This window comes from Mangrovimonas yunxiaonensis, from assembly GCF_000733475.1.
Lineage (GTDB): Bacteria > Bacteroidota > Bacteroidia > Flavobacteriales > Flavobacteriaceae > Mangrovimonas > Mangrovimonas yunxiaonensis.
The window spans coordinates 415444-431577 of the sequence record NZ_JPFK01000002.1 but is presented as its reverse complement, the minus strand read 5'-3'; the positions used below and the strand labels follow the sequence as shown (position 1 = coordinate 431577).

The window sequence follows — 16134 nt, the reverse complement described above, 5'->3', positions numbered from 1 at the left end:
TAATTAAACCAATAGTGTAATTTATATTGGCGTAGCAGATACTAATGAAGAACGAGTAAAAGAACATAAAAAACAAGTTGCATCCAAAGGCTTTTACAGCTAGATATAATTGTGATAAGCTTGTTTATTTTGAGGAAATTGAAGCAGGAGAGGAAGCCACAGTAAGAGAACGAAAGTTTAAAAAGTGGAAAGGAGATTGGAAGATTCAATTAATCGAAGATATGAATCCAAGTTGGTCTGATTTAAGTTTAAATTGGAATTTGGATAATAGAACATTTAGAGCAAATAATTAATAAAATACCTGCTTTTTGCAGGCAATGATTATGAAGAAATTACAAAACTATGTTACAGGGCAATGGCTAGAAGGTAAAGGCGAGGGCATTCCCATGTTCGATGCCATTACCGGAGAAGTCGTGGCTTTATCAGACACCGAAGGATTAAATTTTGCAGACATTCTCCACTACGGAAGAACCAAAGGCGGTGAAAAACTGCGTAAAATGACCTTTCAGGAACGTGGTAATATGCTGAAAAAATTGGCCCTTCACCTAGTTAAAAAGAAAGCCGATTTTTACGAATTAAGCTACAGAACAGGGGCAACAAAAATTGATAGCTGGATAGATATAGAAGGTGGCTTTGGAAACTTGTTTGCCAACGCCTCTTTGCGAAAGCTGTTCCCTAACCAACCCTATCACGTAGAAGGCGAACCGGTAGATTTGTCTCGTGGCGGACGGTTTATGGCCCATCATATTATGGTGCCAAAACGCGGTGTTGCCATTCATATCAATGCGTTTAACTTTCCTGTTTGGGGCATGTTGGAAAAATGTGCGGTCAACTGGATGGCTGGTGTGCCAGCAGTAGTAAAACCGGCAACAAATACTTCGTTTTTAACCGAAGCGGTCGTACGCGAAATTATAGCATCTGGTATTTTGCCAGAAGGCGCCCTACAGTTAATTACAGGTTCTGCCAGAACCATTCTAGACACGGTAGAATCGCAAGACGTTGTGACGTTTACAGGTTCGGCAACCACAGGAAGGTTGTTAAAATCGCATAAACGCATTATTGAAGAAGCCGTACCGTTTAATATGGAAGCCGATTCTTTAAATGCCTCCATTTTAGGAGAAGATGCTGTGCCGGGAACACCAGAATTCGACCTGTTTATCAAGGAAGTTAGAAATGAAATGACCGTAAAATGTGGTCAGAAATGTACGGCTATACGCCGAATAATCGTACCGCAGAACCTAGTAGAGGATGTGCAAATTGCTTTAGGGAAAGCCCTAGGTAAAGTTACCATAGGCGATCCGCGCCTTAAAGAAGTACGAATGGGCGCCTTGGTAAGTAAAGACCAAGTCACCGAAGTTAAGGAACGTGTGCAGGAACTTACCAAAACAGCCCAAGTGGTTTATGGCGATTTAGACCGTGTTGAAACCATAGGCGCCGATGCCCAAAAAGGGGCTTTCTTAAGCCCAATGTTACTGCGCGAAGACCAGCCGCTTAAAAATCTGGCGGTTCATGAAACCGAAGCTTTTGGTCCTGTGAGCACCATTATGCCGTATAAAAATTTAGACGAAGCGATTACCCTAGCGCAAATGGGTAAAGGATCTTTAGTGTCTTCAATAGCAACTTATAACGATGCCATTGCCAAGGACTATGTGGTAAATGCTGCTAGCCACCACGGACGTATTTTGGTTATCAACCGCGAAATGGCCAAAGAAAGTACCGGTCATGGCTCGCCATTACCAACGTTGGTTCATGGTGGCCCAGGACGTGCAGGTGGCGGCGAAGAAATGGGGGGCATGCGTGGCATTAAACACTATTTACAACGTACTGCCATACAAGGGACGCCAACGACACTAACCGAAATTACAGGCATTTATCAGCAGAACGCCCAGTATAAGGAAGCTGAAGAGCACCCGTTTAAATACCATTGGGAAGACATACAGCCTGGCATGTCTTTAAAAACACATAAACGAACACTTACCGATTCTGATATTCAGAATTTTGCCAATCTAACTTGGGATCATTTTTATGCCCACACCGATATTACATCTTTGGACGGTAGTATTTTTGAAAAACGCACAGCCCACGGCTATTTCATTATTTCGGCCGCAGCAGGATTATTCGTGTATCCAAATAAAGGCCCTGTAGCAGCAAATTATGGTTTAGATAGCATTCGTTTTTTACGACCATTATATCATAACGATACCATTTATGTGCGATTAACCTGTAAGGAAAAAGTAGATCGTGATGTTGCATCAACCGAGCATCCAAGTGGTATTGTAAAATGGCACGTTGAGGTGTTTGATGCCAATTTTGAAAACCGACCGGAAAGTCAAAAAACAGATAAGGACAGTCCGTTAGTAGCGGTAGCCACCATTTTAACCATGGTAGAAAAGAAACAAGAGACCTTTGTTGAAATGACCGATGAAAAAATTGAGGCATGTTTATCGAAATTAACAGCAGAGACCAAGCCTAAATGGGGAATCATGACACCACAGCACATGGTTGAGCATTTGGAATATACCTACAAAATAACATCAGGGGAGATTCAAGATTTTGAAATCGCTACACCTGAAAAGATTTTAGATAAGGTGCGTGCAAGTCTGTACAACTACGATAAGTTTCCACAAAATGCTCAATTTCCGCAGTTAGAAAAAGATAAATTAGACGCCTTACAACACCCCGATTTAGAAACGGCTATTGCGAAATTTAAAGCACAGCGCGAAAAGTACATCGAGTTTTTTAAAGAAAACCCCGATGCCAAATTAAAGAATTTGGTATTTGGAGAGTTAAACCGTTACGAGTCGTATTTATTAGAACGCAAGCACCTTAATCACCATTTTGAACAATTTGGATTAATATAAATTAAAATGTCATTCAAAGAGAAGTGAAGCATCTAAACAGGAGATTGCCACGTCACTACGTTTCTCGCAATGACAAAAATATAAGAAGCATGACACAACCTTACGTAAAACAAACCATAGAAAATGAAGTTGGCTACATCGAGTTTTTTCACCCAGCACACAATTCCTTGCCAGGAGATGTTTTGGCAGAATTAGCCCAAACCATTACCGACGCTGGAACCAATGATGCGATAAAAGTCATCGTGCTAAAAAGTGGTGGTGATAGAACCTTTTGTGCAGGCGCCAGCTTTAAAGAATTGATAAACATTAACAATGCTGCAACAGGAAAAGTCTTCTTTTCTGGTTTTGCCAATGTGATTAATGCCATGCGCAAATGCCCAAAGTTTATTATTGGCCGCATTCAAGGTAAAACTGTGGGCGGAGGCGTTGGCCTTGCGGCTTCAACCGATTATTGTATGGCGACAAAATTCGCGGCCATTAAGTTAAGTGAGTTAAACATTGGTATTGGACCATTTGTTGTTGGGCCAGCCATTGAGCGTAAAATGGGATTGAGCGCCATGTCGCAAATAGCTATTGATGCCAATACATTTTATTCAGCTGAATGGGCCAAACAAAAAGGCTTATTTACACAAGTTTTTGAAGGCACAGAAGCGTTGGACGAAGCCGTAAAAGCTACTGCAGAACATTTATGTACCTATAACCCAGAAGCCATGGCAGAAATGAAAAAAATATTCTGGACAGGCACAGATCATTGGGATGAGCTTTTAGCAGAACGCGCACGAACAAGCGGCCGTTTGGTGTTGAGTGAGTTTACTAAAGAGAAATTAAAAACATATAAATAAAATTGTCAGAACCAGAACCAAGCGAAGCATCTTAAAAGAGATTGCCACGTCACTACGTTTCTCGCAATGACAAGTAAAGTTAAATAAAATGAAACACTACCCGCTACCCACTAATTTCTACCAACTATGATATACGCATTCCAAGGCTTTATACCCGTTGTTCATGAAAGCAGTTTTGTACATCCGTTGGCTGCGGTTACTGGAAATGTCATTATTGGCAAGAACTGTTATGTAGGGCCAGGGGCTGCTATTCGTGGCGATTGGGGGCAAATTATTTTAGAGGATGGTGTAAATGTGCAGGAAAACTGTACGGTACACATGTTTCCGGGCAAGTCGATTACACTAAAGGAAAGCGCTCATGTGGGGCACGGCGCCATTATTCACGGTGCCAATTTAGGACGTAATTGCTTGATTGGAATGAATACGGTTATTATGGACGATGCCGAAATAGGCGATGAAAGTATTGTAGGTGCCATGGCTTTTGTAAAAGCCGAAACCAAAATTCCACCACGCAGTTTGGTGGTTGGAAATCCCGCAAAAGTCATCAAGCAAGTAAGCGACGAGATGATTGCTTGGAAAACCAAAGGGACGCAATTGTATCAGCAACTGCCAACAGATTGTCACAATAGTCTAAAAGCTGTAGAGCCCTTACGGGAAGTTCCAAAGGATAGGAAGATGCAGGAAGATGTTTATAAAACATTGAGGGAAACATTTAATAAAAAATAAACGTCATTCCGAACGAAGTGAAGGAATCTTATAAAAAGATTGCCACGTCCTACGTCCTCGCAATGACAGAATAAGTTTGTTATTTCGTATTGTGCCATTGAGCTTGTCAAAATGCGATGCGGAATCTAAATATGAATACAATCCAAGATGGATTTGAGTATGAATTGGAATATAGATTATAAAAGAATTCGGAATGAAAGATAAAGAGATTCCTGCTTTCGCAGGAAGTTACGAATTAAAAATGCCCAAAATGGGCGAGAGCATCACAGAAGGCACCATTATCAATTGGTTGGTTGCCGAAGGCGATTCTTTTGATGAAGGCGATATTTTGTTGGAGGTCGCAACCGATAAGGTCGATAACGAAGTGCCGGCACCAGCATCGGGAACACTGGTAAAAACCATGTTTCAAGCCAAAGATGTCGTGCCCGTAGGCCAAGTAATTGCTGTTTTAGAAGTTTCTGAAGAAGTAAAATCTTCAAAAAAATCTGATGTCATTCAGAGCGATAGCGAAGCATCTCAAAAAGCAAAAAAACAGGTTAAAAAGAAACGCACTGCCATTACAAATAAAACAGAGGCTTCCCATTTGGTTTCGTCCTCTTTTACGGTTTCTAATGAAGATCGGTTCTTCTCGCCATTAATCATTTCCATAGCAAAACAACATCACATCAGTTTTGAAGAACTCGCTAGAATTCCAGCAACCGGAAACGAAGGACGATTAAGAAAAAGCGATGTATTCAATTATATCGAAGATGGCCGCCCATACCAATTTGCACAACCTGTAGCGCAAGACCCAACGGCTTATCGTATTCCACAATTAACGTTTGATAAAGGAAAAGGAAAGATTGTAGAAATGGACCGCATGCGCCAAATGATAGCCGATCATATGGTGTACTCCAAGCATACATCACCGCACGTTACTGCTTATGTAGAAGCTGACTTAACCAATATGGTAAACTGGCGAAACAACAATAAGGTCGCTTTTCAGGAAAAATATGGCGAAAAACTAACCTTCACACCATTGTTTGTCGAAGCTGTAGCCAAAGCGGTTAAAGATTTCCCAAACATCAATGCCTCGGTCGATGGCAATAACATTATTGTAAAAGACAACATTAACATTGGCATGGCAACCGCTTTGCCCAGCGGAAATCTTATTGTGCCTGTTGTTAAAAACGCCGATACCAAGGACCTAAAAACGCTAGCCGAAAACGTAAACGAATTGGCTGGAAAAGCAAGAGATAATAAGTTGAGTGGCGACGATATTAAAGGGAGTACATTTACGATTTCTAACGTAGGAACGTTTGGTAGTGTTATGGGAACCCCAATTATCAACCAGCCCGAAGTAGCCATTTTAGCATTAGGAATTATTAAAAAGCGTGCTGAAGTCATTGAAACCGAAAAAGGCGACGAAATCGCTATCCGAAGCATGATGTACCTATCCTTGTCTTTCGATCATCGTGTGGTCGATGGGTATTTAGGAGGCAGCTTTGTACGCCGCGTTGCCGATTATTTAGAACAATTTGATACCAATAGAAAAATATAGTTAACTGTCATCCTGAGCGCAGCGTGGGAATCTGTTTTAAAGAGATTGCCACGTCCTTCGTCCTCGCAATAACAAAATAAAATATCATAATATGCCTTACAACATATCAATCAAAAAAACAGAAAAATCTAAAGTCGAAGCTTTAGACTTCAATAATATACCGCTAGGAACCACCTTTACAGACCATATGTTTATATGCGATTACAATAATGGTCAATGGCAAAACCCAAGAATAGAGCCCTTAAAGGCCATACCAACGCACCCTGCGGCCATGGCCTTGCATTATGGACAGGCCATTTTTGAAGGAATGAAAGCCACGGTAAATGCCAATGGTACCCCTATGCTATTTCGTGCCGATAAAAATGCAACGCGTTTAAACTTTAGTGCCGACAGAATGGGTATGCCCCATGTGCCAGAAGCATTGTTTGTAGCAGGTTTAAAACAGCTTGTCGCTTTAGATAAAGCCTGGATTCCGCCGCAAGACGGAAGCGCCTTATACCTGCGTCCGTTTATGTACGCCGACGAAGCGTTTATTGGTATGCGTGCCGCAACAAGCTATAAGTTTATTATCATAGCCTCGCCAGCAGGACCGTTTTTTAGTAAGCGCATTAACCTTTGGGCCGAAAAGAAATTTGTACGCGCTGTAGATGGTGGTACCGGAGAGGCCAAGGCCGCAGGAAACTATGCTGCAGCCATTCGCCCTACCGAATTGGCAAAACAAAAAGGCTACGATCAAGTCTTGTGGTTAGATGCTGCAGAACACGAATACATACAAGAAGTAGGCACCATGAACATCTTTTTCAAGATCGATGGCAAGTTTATAACGCCACGTCGCGATGGGGCCATTCTCGATGGCATTACCAGAATGAGCGTGATGGATGTTTTAAAAGACAAAGGTTTTGAGGTTATCGAGCGCCCAATTACTTTAAGCGAAATTAGGGAGGCCTCAGAAAAAGGAACACTCGAAGAAGCTTTTGGCACCGGTACAGCCGTGGGTATTGCCTACATACAAAGCATAGGAACTGACCAAGGCGACATTCACGTGTCTGATGAAAGTCCGGTTGGTTTAGAGGTAAACAACACGCTAAATGCCATAAAAACTGGACAGGTTGAAGATAAATTTAACTGGATGCTAAGTGTAGAGTAATTCATTCCTGCGTAGGCAGGAATCTTAAAATAGAAAGGGATAGTATAACAAAAAAGATTCCCACTTTCGTGGGAAATAGTTATGAAAAAAGACATATTAAAACAAGGATTCACCAATTTGGTAACGGCAAAAACCATGGCAGAATTGTACGAGGAAAACTTTAAGGTGGTTTCCAAATATGTACACGCCACTTCGCGAGGTCACGAAGCCATACAAACGGCTTTGGGCATGCAGTTATTGCCACAGGATTACGCGTTTCCGTACTACCGAGACGATGCCATGTTATTGGCGTTTGGAATGCGCCCTTACGATTTAATGCTTCAGGTGTTAGCTAAAAAAGACGACCCGTTTTCTGGGGGGCGTACCTATTATTCGCACCCCAGTTTAAAGGATGCCGATAAACCAAAGATCCCACACCAATCATCAGCTACGGGCATGCAAGCCATTCCGGCCACTGGTGTGGCCATGGGTATGCAATATCTGGAAAAGCAAGATTTAACCAATCCTAATGTCATTCAGAGCGATAGCGAAGAGTCTAAATTAAATCCAATTACCGTTTGTAGTTTAGGCGATGCTTCGGTTACCGAAGGTGAAATAGCCGAAGCCTTTCAAATGGCGGCCTTAAAGCAAATGCCTATTTTGTATTTGGTACAGGACAACGGCTGGGATATTTCGGCCAACGAAGCCGAAACTAGAGCACAGAATGCAGCTGAATACGCACAAGGTTTTCACGGGCTAGAAGCCATTTCTATTGATGGTGCTAACTTCATAGAAAGTTATGAAGCCCTCGAAAAAGTTATAAAAACCATTCGCGACGAACGCCGCCCATTTTTGGTACATGCTAAAGTACCGTTGTTAAACCACCACACCTCTGGGGTTCGTATGGAATGGTACCGAGACGATTTGGAAGAAGCCAAATCGCGTGACCCATACCCGGTTTTAAAACAACAAATGTTAGATAATGGGTTTACGGAAAATGAACTCGTTAAAATCGAAACTGAGATCAAAGCCGAAGTCGAAAAGGCGTATCAAAAAGCCTTAAAAGCTGAAGATCCAACTCCAGAAGATTTGTTTACACACGACTTCGCACCAACACCTATTACCGAGGAAAAAGGTGAGCGTTCGCCAAAAGGAAACGATAAAGTGGTGATGGTTGACTGTGCTTTGTTTGCCGTAGAAGAGTTGATGAAAAAATACCCTGAATGTTTATTGTACGGACAAGATGTTGGTGGCCGTTTAGGTGGGGTATTTCGTGAAGCAGCAACTTTAGCACAGAAATTTGGGGATAACCGTGTGTTTAACACGCCCATACAAGAAGCCTTTATTATAGGAAGTACCGTAGGGATGAGTGCCGTGGGCTTAAAACCAATTGTAGAAGTACAATTTGCCGATTATATTTGGCCAGGACTTAACCAGTTGTTTACCGAGGTAAGTAGAAGTTGTTACTTATCCAACGGAAAGTGGCCTGTAAGTATGATTTTACGTGTGCCAATTGGAGCTTATGGTAGTGGTGGGCCGTACCATTCGTCATCGGTAGAGAGTGTGGTTACAAACATTCGCGGCGTTAAAATAGCCTATCCAAGCAATGGCGCCGATTTAAAAGGCCTAATGAAAGCCGCTTATTACGACCCCAATCCCGTGGTTATTTTTGAGCACAAGGGCTTGTATTGGTCTAAAGTTCCTGGAACACAAGGCGCAACGTCTGTAGAACCTGCAGAAGATTACGTATTGCCTTTTGGACAAGCGTGGGTACTGCAAGAAATCTGGAAACAGGAAAATGTTGAAACTTGTACCGTTGTATCTTATGGTATGGGCGTGCATTGGGCCATGAATGCCTCGGAGAAACTAGGTATGAAAGACCAAATAGAAGTTATCGATTTAAGAACGCTTTATCCGTTGGATGAGGATACTATTATGAAATCGGTTAAGAAAACAGGAAAATGCCTAGTGGTTACCGAAGAGCCTAGCAACAACAGTTTTGCAAGGGCATTAGCAGGGAAAATTCAAGAAGAATGTTTTCAATATCTTGATGCGCCGGTTATGACTATTGGTAGTGAAAACATGCCTGCAATTCCATTAAACACCACACTGGAACAAACCATGATTCCATCAACAGAAAAAGTCATGGCCAAGATTGAAAAACTGTTAAATTATTAAGATTCAAAAAATGAAATTAACAAATCGTTGTTTTATCACGATTATTTGTATATTTAGCGAACATTTTTTTAAACATTAACTAAATTCTATTATGAAAAAATATGTATCATTTTTAAGTTTTGTTGCGCTTCTTTTTTTAAGCACATCAACTATGGTGGCTCAAGAAAAAAAAGCCAATATTAACGATGTAGAGAAGTATGCAAAACATCAGGTAAATGAACTAAACGAAGTTGTTTCTTTAGACAGCAAACAAACCGATTTGGCATTCGAAATTTTTACCGAGGTTGCCAAAAATACTCAAGAAGTTGACAATGCTAAGTTTGAAACCGAAAAACACCGTGAGGTTAGATTGGATGCGATTAAAGAATACAAGGATTCTAAATTGAAGTCTATTTTAAATGAAGACCAATATAAGAGATTTAAAATGTCTGCTTTAAGCAAGTAGTTTTTTAGATTAAAAGTATAAAAAAGCGCCTTTATTAAAGGCGCTTTTTTTTGCTGTAAATTTTACTTAGGCGGGTATTCTTCTAGAACTTCTTTTACAAATTCATGTATTCGTTCAATTTTTTTCTCCCTGTTTTGTGTGAGGTAACCAGTGCCTTGGCCTTGCCATACAAGTTCTTTCTTTTTAGCATCGATTAAATCGATATACAATACCCCTTCGGTAGAAGTCGATACGGTGCTGTAATTGTTCCAGTACCAAGGGCTCCAGCCCCAGCCGTAGCCATAAGGCCCCCAGCCATTGTTGTACACATTAACTTTTTCGCGGGATTTGGTAAAAATACTCACCAATATATCGGGGTTTTCCGATTTGCTAAAGCCTTTGGCCAACAGTTCGGCCTCTATGGCACGTAAAATTCTGCGTTTATCCAAATCGCTAATTTCAGCTTCGTCTATGCCAGGCTTGTAAAAGGCAAAGGATTTGTAGGCGTTAAAATCGGCGGTTCTATCATAGTCTGAAACAACCCTAACAGAACTACAGGACGATAACACAAGAAACAAAACAGCCATTGGCAGTAAGGTACATACTTTTTTCATAGCTATTTACTTTTAAGTTATGTATTAAGATAATAAATTATCATCAACCATGTTAGGAAGGGTAACCTTTAAATTGGGTTCGCTTTCCATAGCACGTTTAATAGCAAAAATAGCGCCTTCGTTTCTGGCCCAACTACGACGTGAAATGCCGTTGTTAACATCCCAGAAAAGCATTGATTTTAAGCGTCTTTCTGCATCGTTACTACCATCAAGAACCATGCCGAAGCCTCCATTAATAACTTCGCCCCAGCCTACACCACCACCATTGTGGATGCTTACCCAAGTGGCGCCTCTAAAACTATCGCCTATTACGTTATGAATGGCCATATCTGCGGTAAAGCGCGAGCCGTCGTAAATGTTGCTGGTTTCTCTGTAAGGCGAGTCGGTACCAGATACATCGTGGTGGTCACGGCCTAAAACAACATAACCTATTTCGCCTCTTTTTATTGCATCGTTAAATGCTTTTGCAATTTTCATACGGCCTTCGGCATCGGCATATAAAATTCGCGCTTGTGATCCGACAACCAGTTTGTTTTCTTGGGCACCTTTTATCCACTGAATGTTATCGGCCATTTGTTGTTGGATTTCCTTTGGGGAATTTTTCATAATGTCCTCTAGTACTTGGCAAGCAATATCATCGGTTTTTTTAAGGTCTTCGGGTTTTCCAGAGGTACATACCCAACGGAAAGGACCAAAGCCATAATCAAAACACATAGGCCCCATAATGTCTTGTACGTAGCTGGGGTATTTAAACTCGCGGCCAATGGTTGGGTTTTCGGCCATAACATCGGCACCGGCACGAGAAGCTTCGAGCAAGAAGGCATTTCCATAGTCGAAGAAATACGTGCCTTTTGCAGTGTGTTTGTTAATGGCTGCCGCATGGCGACGTAAACTCTCCTGAACGTTTTCTTTAAATAATTCTGGGTTTTCGGCCATCATGGTGTTGGCTGCTTCGAACGATAACCCAGCAGGGTAGTAGCCGCCGGCCCATGGGTTATGAAGCGAGGTTTGGTCGCTACCTAAATCGATATGAATGTTGGCCGTATCGAACTTTTCCCAAACGTCTACAATGTTGCCCAAGTAGGCTATTGAAATGGTTTCTTTGTTTGCTTGCGCAGTTTTTACACGTTCTACAAGTTGGTCTAGATCGGTGATTTTTTCATCAATCCATCCTTGGTCCAAACGTATTTGAGTGATTTTTGGATTTACTTCGGCACATACGGTTATGCAGCCAGCAATATTTCCTGCTTTAGGTTGCGCTCCAGACATACCGCCCAGACCAGAGGTAACAAAAATATGGCCTTGGGGCTGTTTGCTTATTTTTCTAAATCCGTTTAAAACGGTAATGGTAGTCCCGTGCACAATACCTTGGGGGCCAATATACATATAGCTTCCTGCGGTCATTTGCCCGTATTGGGTAACGCCAAGGGCGTTGAATTTTTCCCAATCATCGGGTTGCGAGTAGTTGGGGATCATCATACCATTGGTTACCACAACTCTTGGCGCATCTTTATGCGATGGGAACAAGCCCATTGGGTGGCCAGAATACATAACCAAGGTTTGCTCGTCTGTCATTTCGGCCAGATACTTCATGGTTAAAAGGTATTGTGCCCAATTGGAAAATACAGCACCATTACCACCGTAAGTAATAAGTTCGTGTGGGTGCTGTGCTACGGCATAGTCTAAGTTATTTTGAATCATGAGCATAATGGCTGCGGCTTGTTTAGACTGTGCAGGATATTCATTTATAGGGCGCGCATACATTTTGTAATCTGGGCGAAGGCGGTACATGTAAATACGTCCGTAGGTCGCTAATTCTTCTTTAAATTCTGGAAGTAGTGTTTTGTGGTGTTTGGGCTCGAAATAGCGTAAGGCATTTTTTAGGGCGAGGTTTTTTTCTTCTTCAGATAAAATCTCTTTACGTTTTGGTGCGTGGTTTATTGCTGTGTCGTAAGGTTTTGGCGCTGGTAATTCGTTTGGAATGCCTTGAAGAATATGGTCTTGAAATGTCATTTTTTTTAATTTTAAGGAATTAGGTGTGTTTTGTTTTCTTTTGTTTTGCGTGAGGGATGGAAGCGTGTACCGTGTACAGCGTACAGCCCGACCCAATACGCGTATTGGGGCACGCCCAAAAAAATAACTAGGGATACCTTATGTCTACCCGATGGTGGGTATTTGCAACTTTAATGCGGTATGTCATGAACAGCACATCCAAAATTATTGTTGTTTAGTGTTGGTTTTTTTGTCGTATCCGTAGGGGCAATGTCTGCACCCACTTTCGCAGCAGTACCCGCGTTTTAGGTGGTATTGCTCGGTAAAACAACGGTACCCTTCTGGAGTTAGGTAGTAATCGCCATCTTCTATTGGAATACGCTTTTTTATCATGTTGCAAAGATAATGTAAATTGGGGGGAATTTGTTATAGAGATTATGGTGATTGTGTTTTCGAAATATTTGGTGCCTAAGGGCTATGTGGGAATTGCTTTGTTTCCTTTTGTTGTGCTACGGCATAAGGGTTTTAAGGCAGATACCGTTTTGGTAAACCACGAACGCATTCATTTAAGGCAACAACTGGAGTTTTTAGTGGTGTTTTTTTATTTGTGGTATGGTGTTGAGTTTTTATACCGTCTTATAAAACATAAAAATAGGCGGCTTGCTTATAGGCATATTTCGTTTGAGCGTGAAGCTTACACCCATGAAAACGACCTTGATTATTTAAGAACAAGGCCGTTTTGGAGGGTGCTTAGGTATCTGTGAAATACGAATTGCTAATGTTTTAATACCACTTTTTTTGTTTTTTTAAGCCCGCTTTCTAATACGGCAATCACAATATAGGTGCCATCTGAAAAGGAATGGTTAATGGTGATGCTGTGAGAGGAAATTTGGTCTTTGCTTATAAGTGGTCGCCCTAATAAATCGTAAACTGTAACTGTTTTTATGGGCTGTGTTCCTGAGTTAACTTTAATAAACTGGTTGTTTGGTGCTATGATGGTTACATTTTCAACGGCCATAACATCATTGGTGTGTAAGGCGCCAAAAGCATTGTAACGCAAAATAAACCTGTCGTTAAGGGCACCCATATCTGCGGTAAAATTGTATGGACTTTCCTTAAGGTTGTGAACAATGTTTAAATAGGTGTCTTCTAAATAAATGTTTTGTGTACTATCAGTAAAGAGACCGTCTAGCGTGTTAATGGCTATGCTGTAAGTATCGTTTTGTGGTAAATACATGCCCAGCGGGATGGCATCGTCAGTATTAAAAGGGAGTGCTCTCCCTTGTATGGAGCACTTAAAGTCGTTGTTTATGGAGTAAAAACTAAGGTCTGTCGATTTTACTTCAATACCGTCGTACAGTCTGTCAAATTCATTGGTAGCACCTTCTATATAGCCAATTAACAAGGTGTTGGCCATATTGTTAGAATTGCTTAGGTTAAGCCAAACCCTATGGCGCTCGATAGGCTGTGACATATTGGTGCTTTCTGTTGCTGTTGCACGGATCGCATTGTCATCGCTCACTCTAAAAAAGGTATTGTTGTTATAGGCCGAAGAGTATTGTCTCATGCTGTTGGTAAACGTAACGCTAGAGCTTAAAGGAGCACTATGGTTTACTGTAACAAAGAATCCTTGGCCAGAGGCGATATGTAAATCGTCAATACCAGGGGGAACAGAACCCGAACTGTTGTACTCCACATAATTACTCGAATCGTAGTTGTACGTATAATCTTCATAAAATGGATCTGTGGTTTGGTTTGGTAACGCGGCGTGCTGCCATAGGTAGACTGTGCCGGAAATGTTGGTGTTGTAGGCCGCAAAGGCATCTGCAGAAATAGCAGACGGGTAGGGGTTACCAATTAAATTCCAGTTATCGTCGTCGTTGTAGGCCAACGTGCCAAGCGAACTGTTGCCTTGATACCCAGGATCTCCGGCAACATCGTAACCACCGTGGAATACATCTACTGTTAGTGTGCCATTGTGTGGTGCTCCCGAGAACAGGGCTGTATTGGCTGTAACCGGAATGCTAGGGTTCCACGATAAAGTGTTTGCAATACTGTTAGGTGTACCAGAGAGGCCTCTAATAATATATCCTTGTCCTTCAACCATGGCACCAGAGGCATTATACCAATAGCCGTGGTTGCCTGTGCCAAAACCAGCTACGGTAGGATCCCACTCAAAAATGAGACCCGTATTGGTGCCTGGGGAAACGTTTGTAATATCAAAACCGCTAACGGGGCTGCTCCAATATACATACTCTAAGCCGCTTACCCCAGAGAAATTGGCGTTTGGTGCCCTTTGTACATGAATGCTACCTGCGTTTAGGTTAGTTTCGTCTATTTGAATTAGACTGGCATTGTTCTTTATGTTGAATACAGCATTGCCTTGAACATCTACCCATTCTTTAATGGTCAGTTCGGTGTCGTGGTTTAGTTCTAAATAAGCATTATTTTGAACCGTAAGGTTTAAACCTGCCCCTCGGTCGTTCGGGTCGGTATAATCTAGTATGGGGTCGTTGGGCGTTGTGGTGGCATCGGGAATAACAATACAGTCGTCAATGGTAGGTATTGTTCCTGAAGACCAGTTTGTTGCGGTGTTCCAATCGGTATTAGCCGAACCCTCCCAAACAATACAGCAGGTAACTTCGGCTTCCCAGCCACTGCCTGTGTTGGACCAACCGCTTGTAAATACAAATGTGAGGCACCCTGACGGATCTGTAGAAGTAAACGGACCAGGAATGGTGGTTCCTGTATAGGTTCCTATGAGTGTGGCTGAAGTGCTAGAGCCATCGTAAACAGCTAGGTTGTCATCAGTAATATCAAAAGCGTTAAAGGTAACAGTTACAGGGCTTCCTGGGCTATCAGCACAAATAGTAGTTGTTTTGTTATTACCTAGACCGTAATTTGCATTGGGACCTCCAGGATCGAAAAAACTATCGTCACAGGAAACTGGGCAGTTGATAGCAAATTTAGCTTTTGAATAGTTTGTATTGTTGTTTTCTAAATCGACTAAAAAATAATAAGTGACTCCACCCGTTAAGGTAATGGTTCCTGTTTGGTTTCCGCCAAAATAATGACCTATACAATTCCAGTTACTGTCATTGCACCCTAAACTAGCTTCTTTATACATAAAACCAATATGCTCTCCAGTGTATGTTTGCAACCAAATATCATAATCTCCCGTAGTATCAGGTGTAAAGCTATATAACATCTCTCGTCCTTCGAAAGAGGAATGGCTACTACCCTGACAAGGGTTTTGGCTATTGTTTAAAAAACCGTTGTCACTGGTAGAGTTGTTATAGTCATGGAAACTTTCGAGTGTTCCACAAACTAATTCAGGGATATTTGTGATGCCACAAGGGTCTGTGAAAATATTGACGCACAAGTCAAAGTTGGCATAGTTTGCTACTCCAGTACCTGTCGTGTAAACTTGTATATAGTATGTGTAACCACCATAGAGTTCGGTAAGTGTGCTTCGGTTGGTTTCAAAGCAATCAATTCTACTAAAGCTAGTGCAACTACCAGATGATGTCCTAAAAACCGCATAAGATAAATCAATGTCTGTACCCGTAATGTTTGTGAGTTCTATAGTAAAAGATGAATAATCAAAAGTGCTTCCAGGTGTTACAAATTTAAACCAAACATCATCATCATCGCCTGGTAAAGTGCAAGAATTTGTTGGATAAGCAGAGTTTGTAGCATCTTGTGTTGTGCCTGATGAACAGAACCCATTGGAAGCATTTAAAGTCACTGCACCACAAGCATCATCATTAGTAGGAGGTAACATGAGTAAATTTGACCCAAATCCAAAATGGGAAAAGCAGAAAAGAAAAA

The 16134-nt window shown here is 41.6% G+C and carries 13 protein-coding genes; 9 read left to right on the top strand and 4 right to left on the bottom strand.

All coding sequences use genetic code 11. The annotated features are described in order from the left end of the window. Window positions 1-77 precede the first annotated feature (77 nt). From IA57_RS02070 to IA57_RS02035, 8 genes are all read left to right on the top strand, one after another. Window positions 78-293 carry a GIY-YIG nuclease family protein gene (locus IA57_RS02070; RefSeq protein WP_229730275.1) on the top strand — a complete coding sequence of 72 codons (216 nt, stop codon included), beginning with the start codon at window positions 78-80 and terminating at the stop codon, window positions 291-293. A gap of 30 nt (window positions 294-323) precedes the next feature. Continuing rightward, on the top strand, window positions 324-2861 hold the full coding sequence (gene paaZ / locus IA57_RS02065) for a phenylacetic acid degradation bifunctional protein PaaZ (RefSeq protein ID WP_036118753.1): 2538 nt from the start codon (window positions 324-326) through the stop codon (window positions 2859-2861). 89 nt (window positions 2862-2950) lie between these two features. After that, on the top strand, window positions 2951-3703 hold the full coding sequence (locus IA57_RS02060) for an enoyl-CoA hydratase/isomerase family protein (protein ID WP_036118594.1): 753 nt from the start codon (window positions 2951-2953) through the stop codon (window positions 3701-3703). A 126-nt stretch (window positions 3704-3829) separates the two neighbouring features. Then, window positions 3830-4429 (top strand): acyltransferase, encoded by a 600-nt coding sequence (locus tag IA57_RS02055; RefSeq protein ID WP_036118591.1) that lies wholly within the window; start codon window positions 3830-3832, stop codon window positions 4427-4429. A 193-nt stretch (window positions 4430-4622) separates the two neighbouring features. Beyond that, window positions 4623-5969 (top strand): dihydrolipoamide acetyltransferase family protein, encoded by a 1347-nt coding sequence (locus IA57_RS02050; RefSeq protein WP_051880943.1) that lies wholly within the window; start codon window positions 4623-4625, stop codon window positions 5967-5969. Window positions 5970-6060: 91 nt separating this feature from the next. Beyond that, window positions 6061-7116: a branched-chain amino acid aminotransferase gene (locus IA57_RS02045; protein ID WP_036118588.1), complete on the top strand. Its 1056-nt coding sequence runs from the start codon at window positions 6061-6063 to the stop codon at window positions 7114-7116. 81 nt (window positions 7117-7197) lie between these two features. Beyond that, window positions 7198-9273 carry an alpha-ketoacid dehydrogenase subunit alpha/beta gene (locus IA57_RS02040; RefSeq protein ID WP_188358237.1) on the top strand — a complete coding sequence of 692 codons (2076 nt, stop codon included), beginning with the start codon at window positions 7198-7200 and terminating at the stop codon, window positions 9271-9273. Window positions 9274-9364: 91 nt separating this feature from the next. Further along, entirely contained in the window at window positions 9365-9718 is a 354-nt protein-coding gene (locus IA57_RS02035; RefSeq protein ID WP_036118582.1) for a hypothetical protein, read from the top strand. A 62-nt stretch (window positions 9719-9780) separates the two neighbouring features. On the opposite strand, the gene IA57_RS02030 is transcribed toward IA57_RS02035, so the two are convergent. The 3 genes from IA57_RS02030 to IA57_RS12620 form a co-directional block, all read right to left on the bottom strand. Further along, the gene (locus tag IA57_RS02030) at window positions 9781-10311 is read right to left on the bottom strand and encodes a DUF4136 domain-containing protein (RefSeq protein ID WP_036118580.1); all 531 of its coding nucleotides are present in this window, start codon (window positions 10309-10311) and stop codon (window positions 9781-9783) included. 24 nt (window positions 10312-10335) lie between these two features. Continuing rightward, window positions 10336-12324: a urocanate hydratase gene (locus IA57_RS02025; protein ID WP_036118748.1), complete on the bottom strand. Its 1989-nt coding sequence runs from the start codon at window positions 12322-12324 to the stop codon at window positions 10336-10338. A gap of 204 nt (window positions 12325-12528) precedes the next feature. Beyond that, entirely contained in the window at window positions 12529-12696 is a 168-nt protein-coding gene (locus IA57_RS12620; protein WP_160171680.1) for a DUF5522 domain-containing protein, read from the bottom strand. A gap of 47 nt (window positions 12697-12743) precedes the next feature. On the opposite strand from IA57_RS12620, the gene IA57_RS02020 reads away from it, so the two are divergent. Next, window positions 12744-13067: a hypothetical protein gene (locus IA57_RS02020; protein ID WP_036118746.1), complete on the top strand. Its 324-nt coding sequence runs from the start codon at window positions 12744-12746 to the stop codon at window positions 13065-13067. Window positions 13068-13078: 11 nt separating this feature from the next. Here IA57_RS02020 and IA57_RS02015 read toward each other — a convergent pair whose 3' ends face one another. Further along, window positions 13079-16087 carry a T9SS sorting signal type C domain-containing protein gene (locus IA57_RS02015; protein WP_036118575.1) on the bottom strand — a complete coding sequence of 1003 codons (3009 nt, stop codon included), beginning with the start codon at window positions 16085-16087 and terminating at the stop codon, window positions 13079-13081. Window positions 16088-16134 lie beyond the last annotated feature (47 nt).

Excerpts from the sequence above, each read along its gene's own strand:
- paaZ (WP_036118753.1), top strand. The coding sequence starts at position 324 with ATGAAGAAATTACAAAACTATGTTACAGGGCAATGGCTAGAAGGTAAA.
- IA57_RS02060 (WP_036118594.1), top strand. The coding sequence starts at position 2,951 with ATGACACAACCTTACGTAAAACAAACCATAGAAAATGAAGTTGGCTAC.
- IA57_RS02055 (WP_036118591.1), top strand. The coding sequence starts at position 3,830 with ATGATATACGCATTCCAAGGCTTTATACCCGTTGTTCATGAAAGCAGT.
- IA57_RS02050 (WP_051880943.1), top strand. The coding sequence starts at position 4,623 with ATGAAAGATAAAGAGATTCCTGCTTTCGCAGGAAGTTACGAATTAAAA.
- IA57_RS02045 (WP_036118588.1), top strand. The coding sequence starts at position 6,061 with ATGCCTTACAACATATCAATCAAAAAAACAGAAAAATCTAAAGTCGAA.
- IA57_RS02040 (WP_188358237.1), top strand. The coding sequence starts at position 7,198 with ATGAAAAAAGACATATTAAAACAAGGATTCACCAATTTGGTAACGGCA.
- IA57_RS02035 (WP_036118582.1), top strand. The coding sequence starts at position 9,365 with ATGAAAAAATATGTATCATTTTTAAGTTTTGTTGCGCTTCTTTTTTTA.
- IA57_RS02030 (WP_036118580.1), bottom strand. The coding sequence starts at position 10,311 with ATGAAAAAAGTATGTACCTTACTGCCAATGGCTGTTTTGTTTCTTGTG.
- IA57_RS02025 (WP_036118748.1), bottom strand. The coding sequence starts at position 12,324 with ATGACATTTCAAGACCATATTCTTCAAGGCATTCCAAACGAATTACCA.
- IA57_RS12620 (WP_160171680.1), bottom strand. The coding sequence starts at position 12,696 with ATGATAAAAAAGCGTATTCCAATAGAAGATGGCGATTACTACCTAACT.
- IA57_RS02015 (WP_036118575.1), bottom strand. The coding sequence starts at position 16,087 with ATGTTACCTCCTACTAATGATGATGCTTGTGGTGCAGTGACTTTAAAT.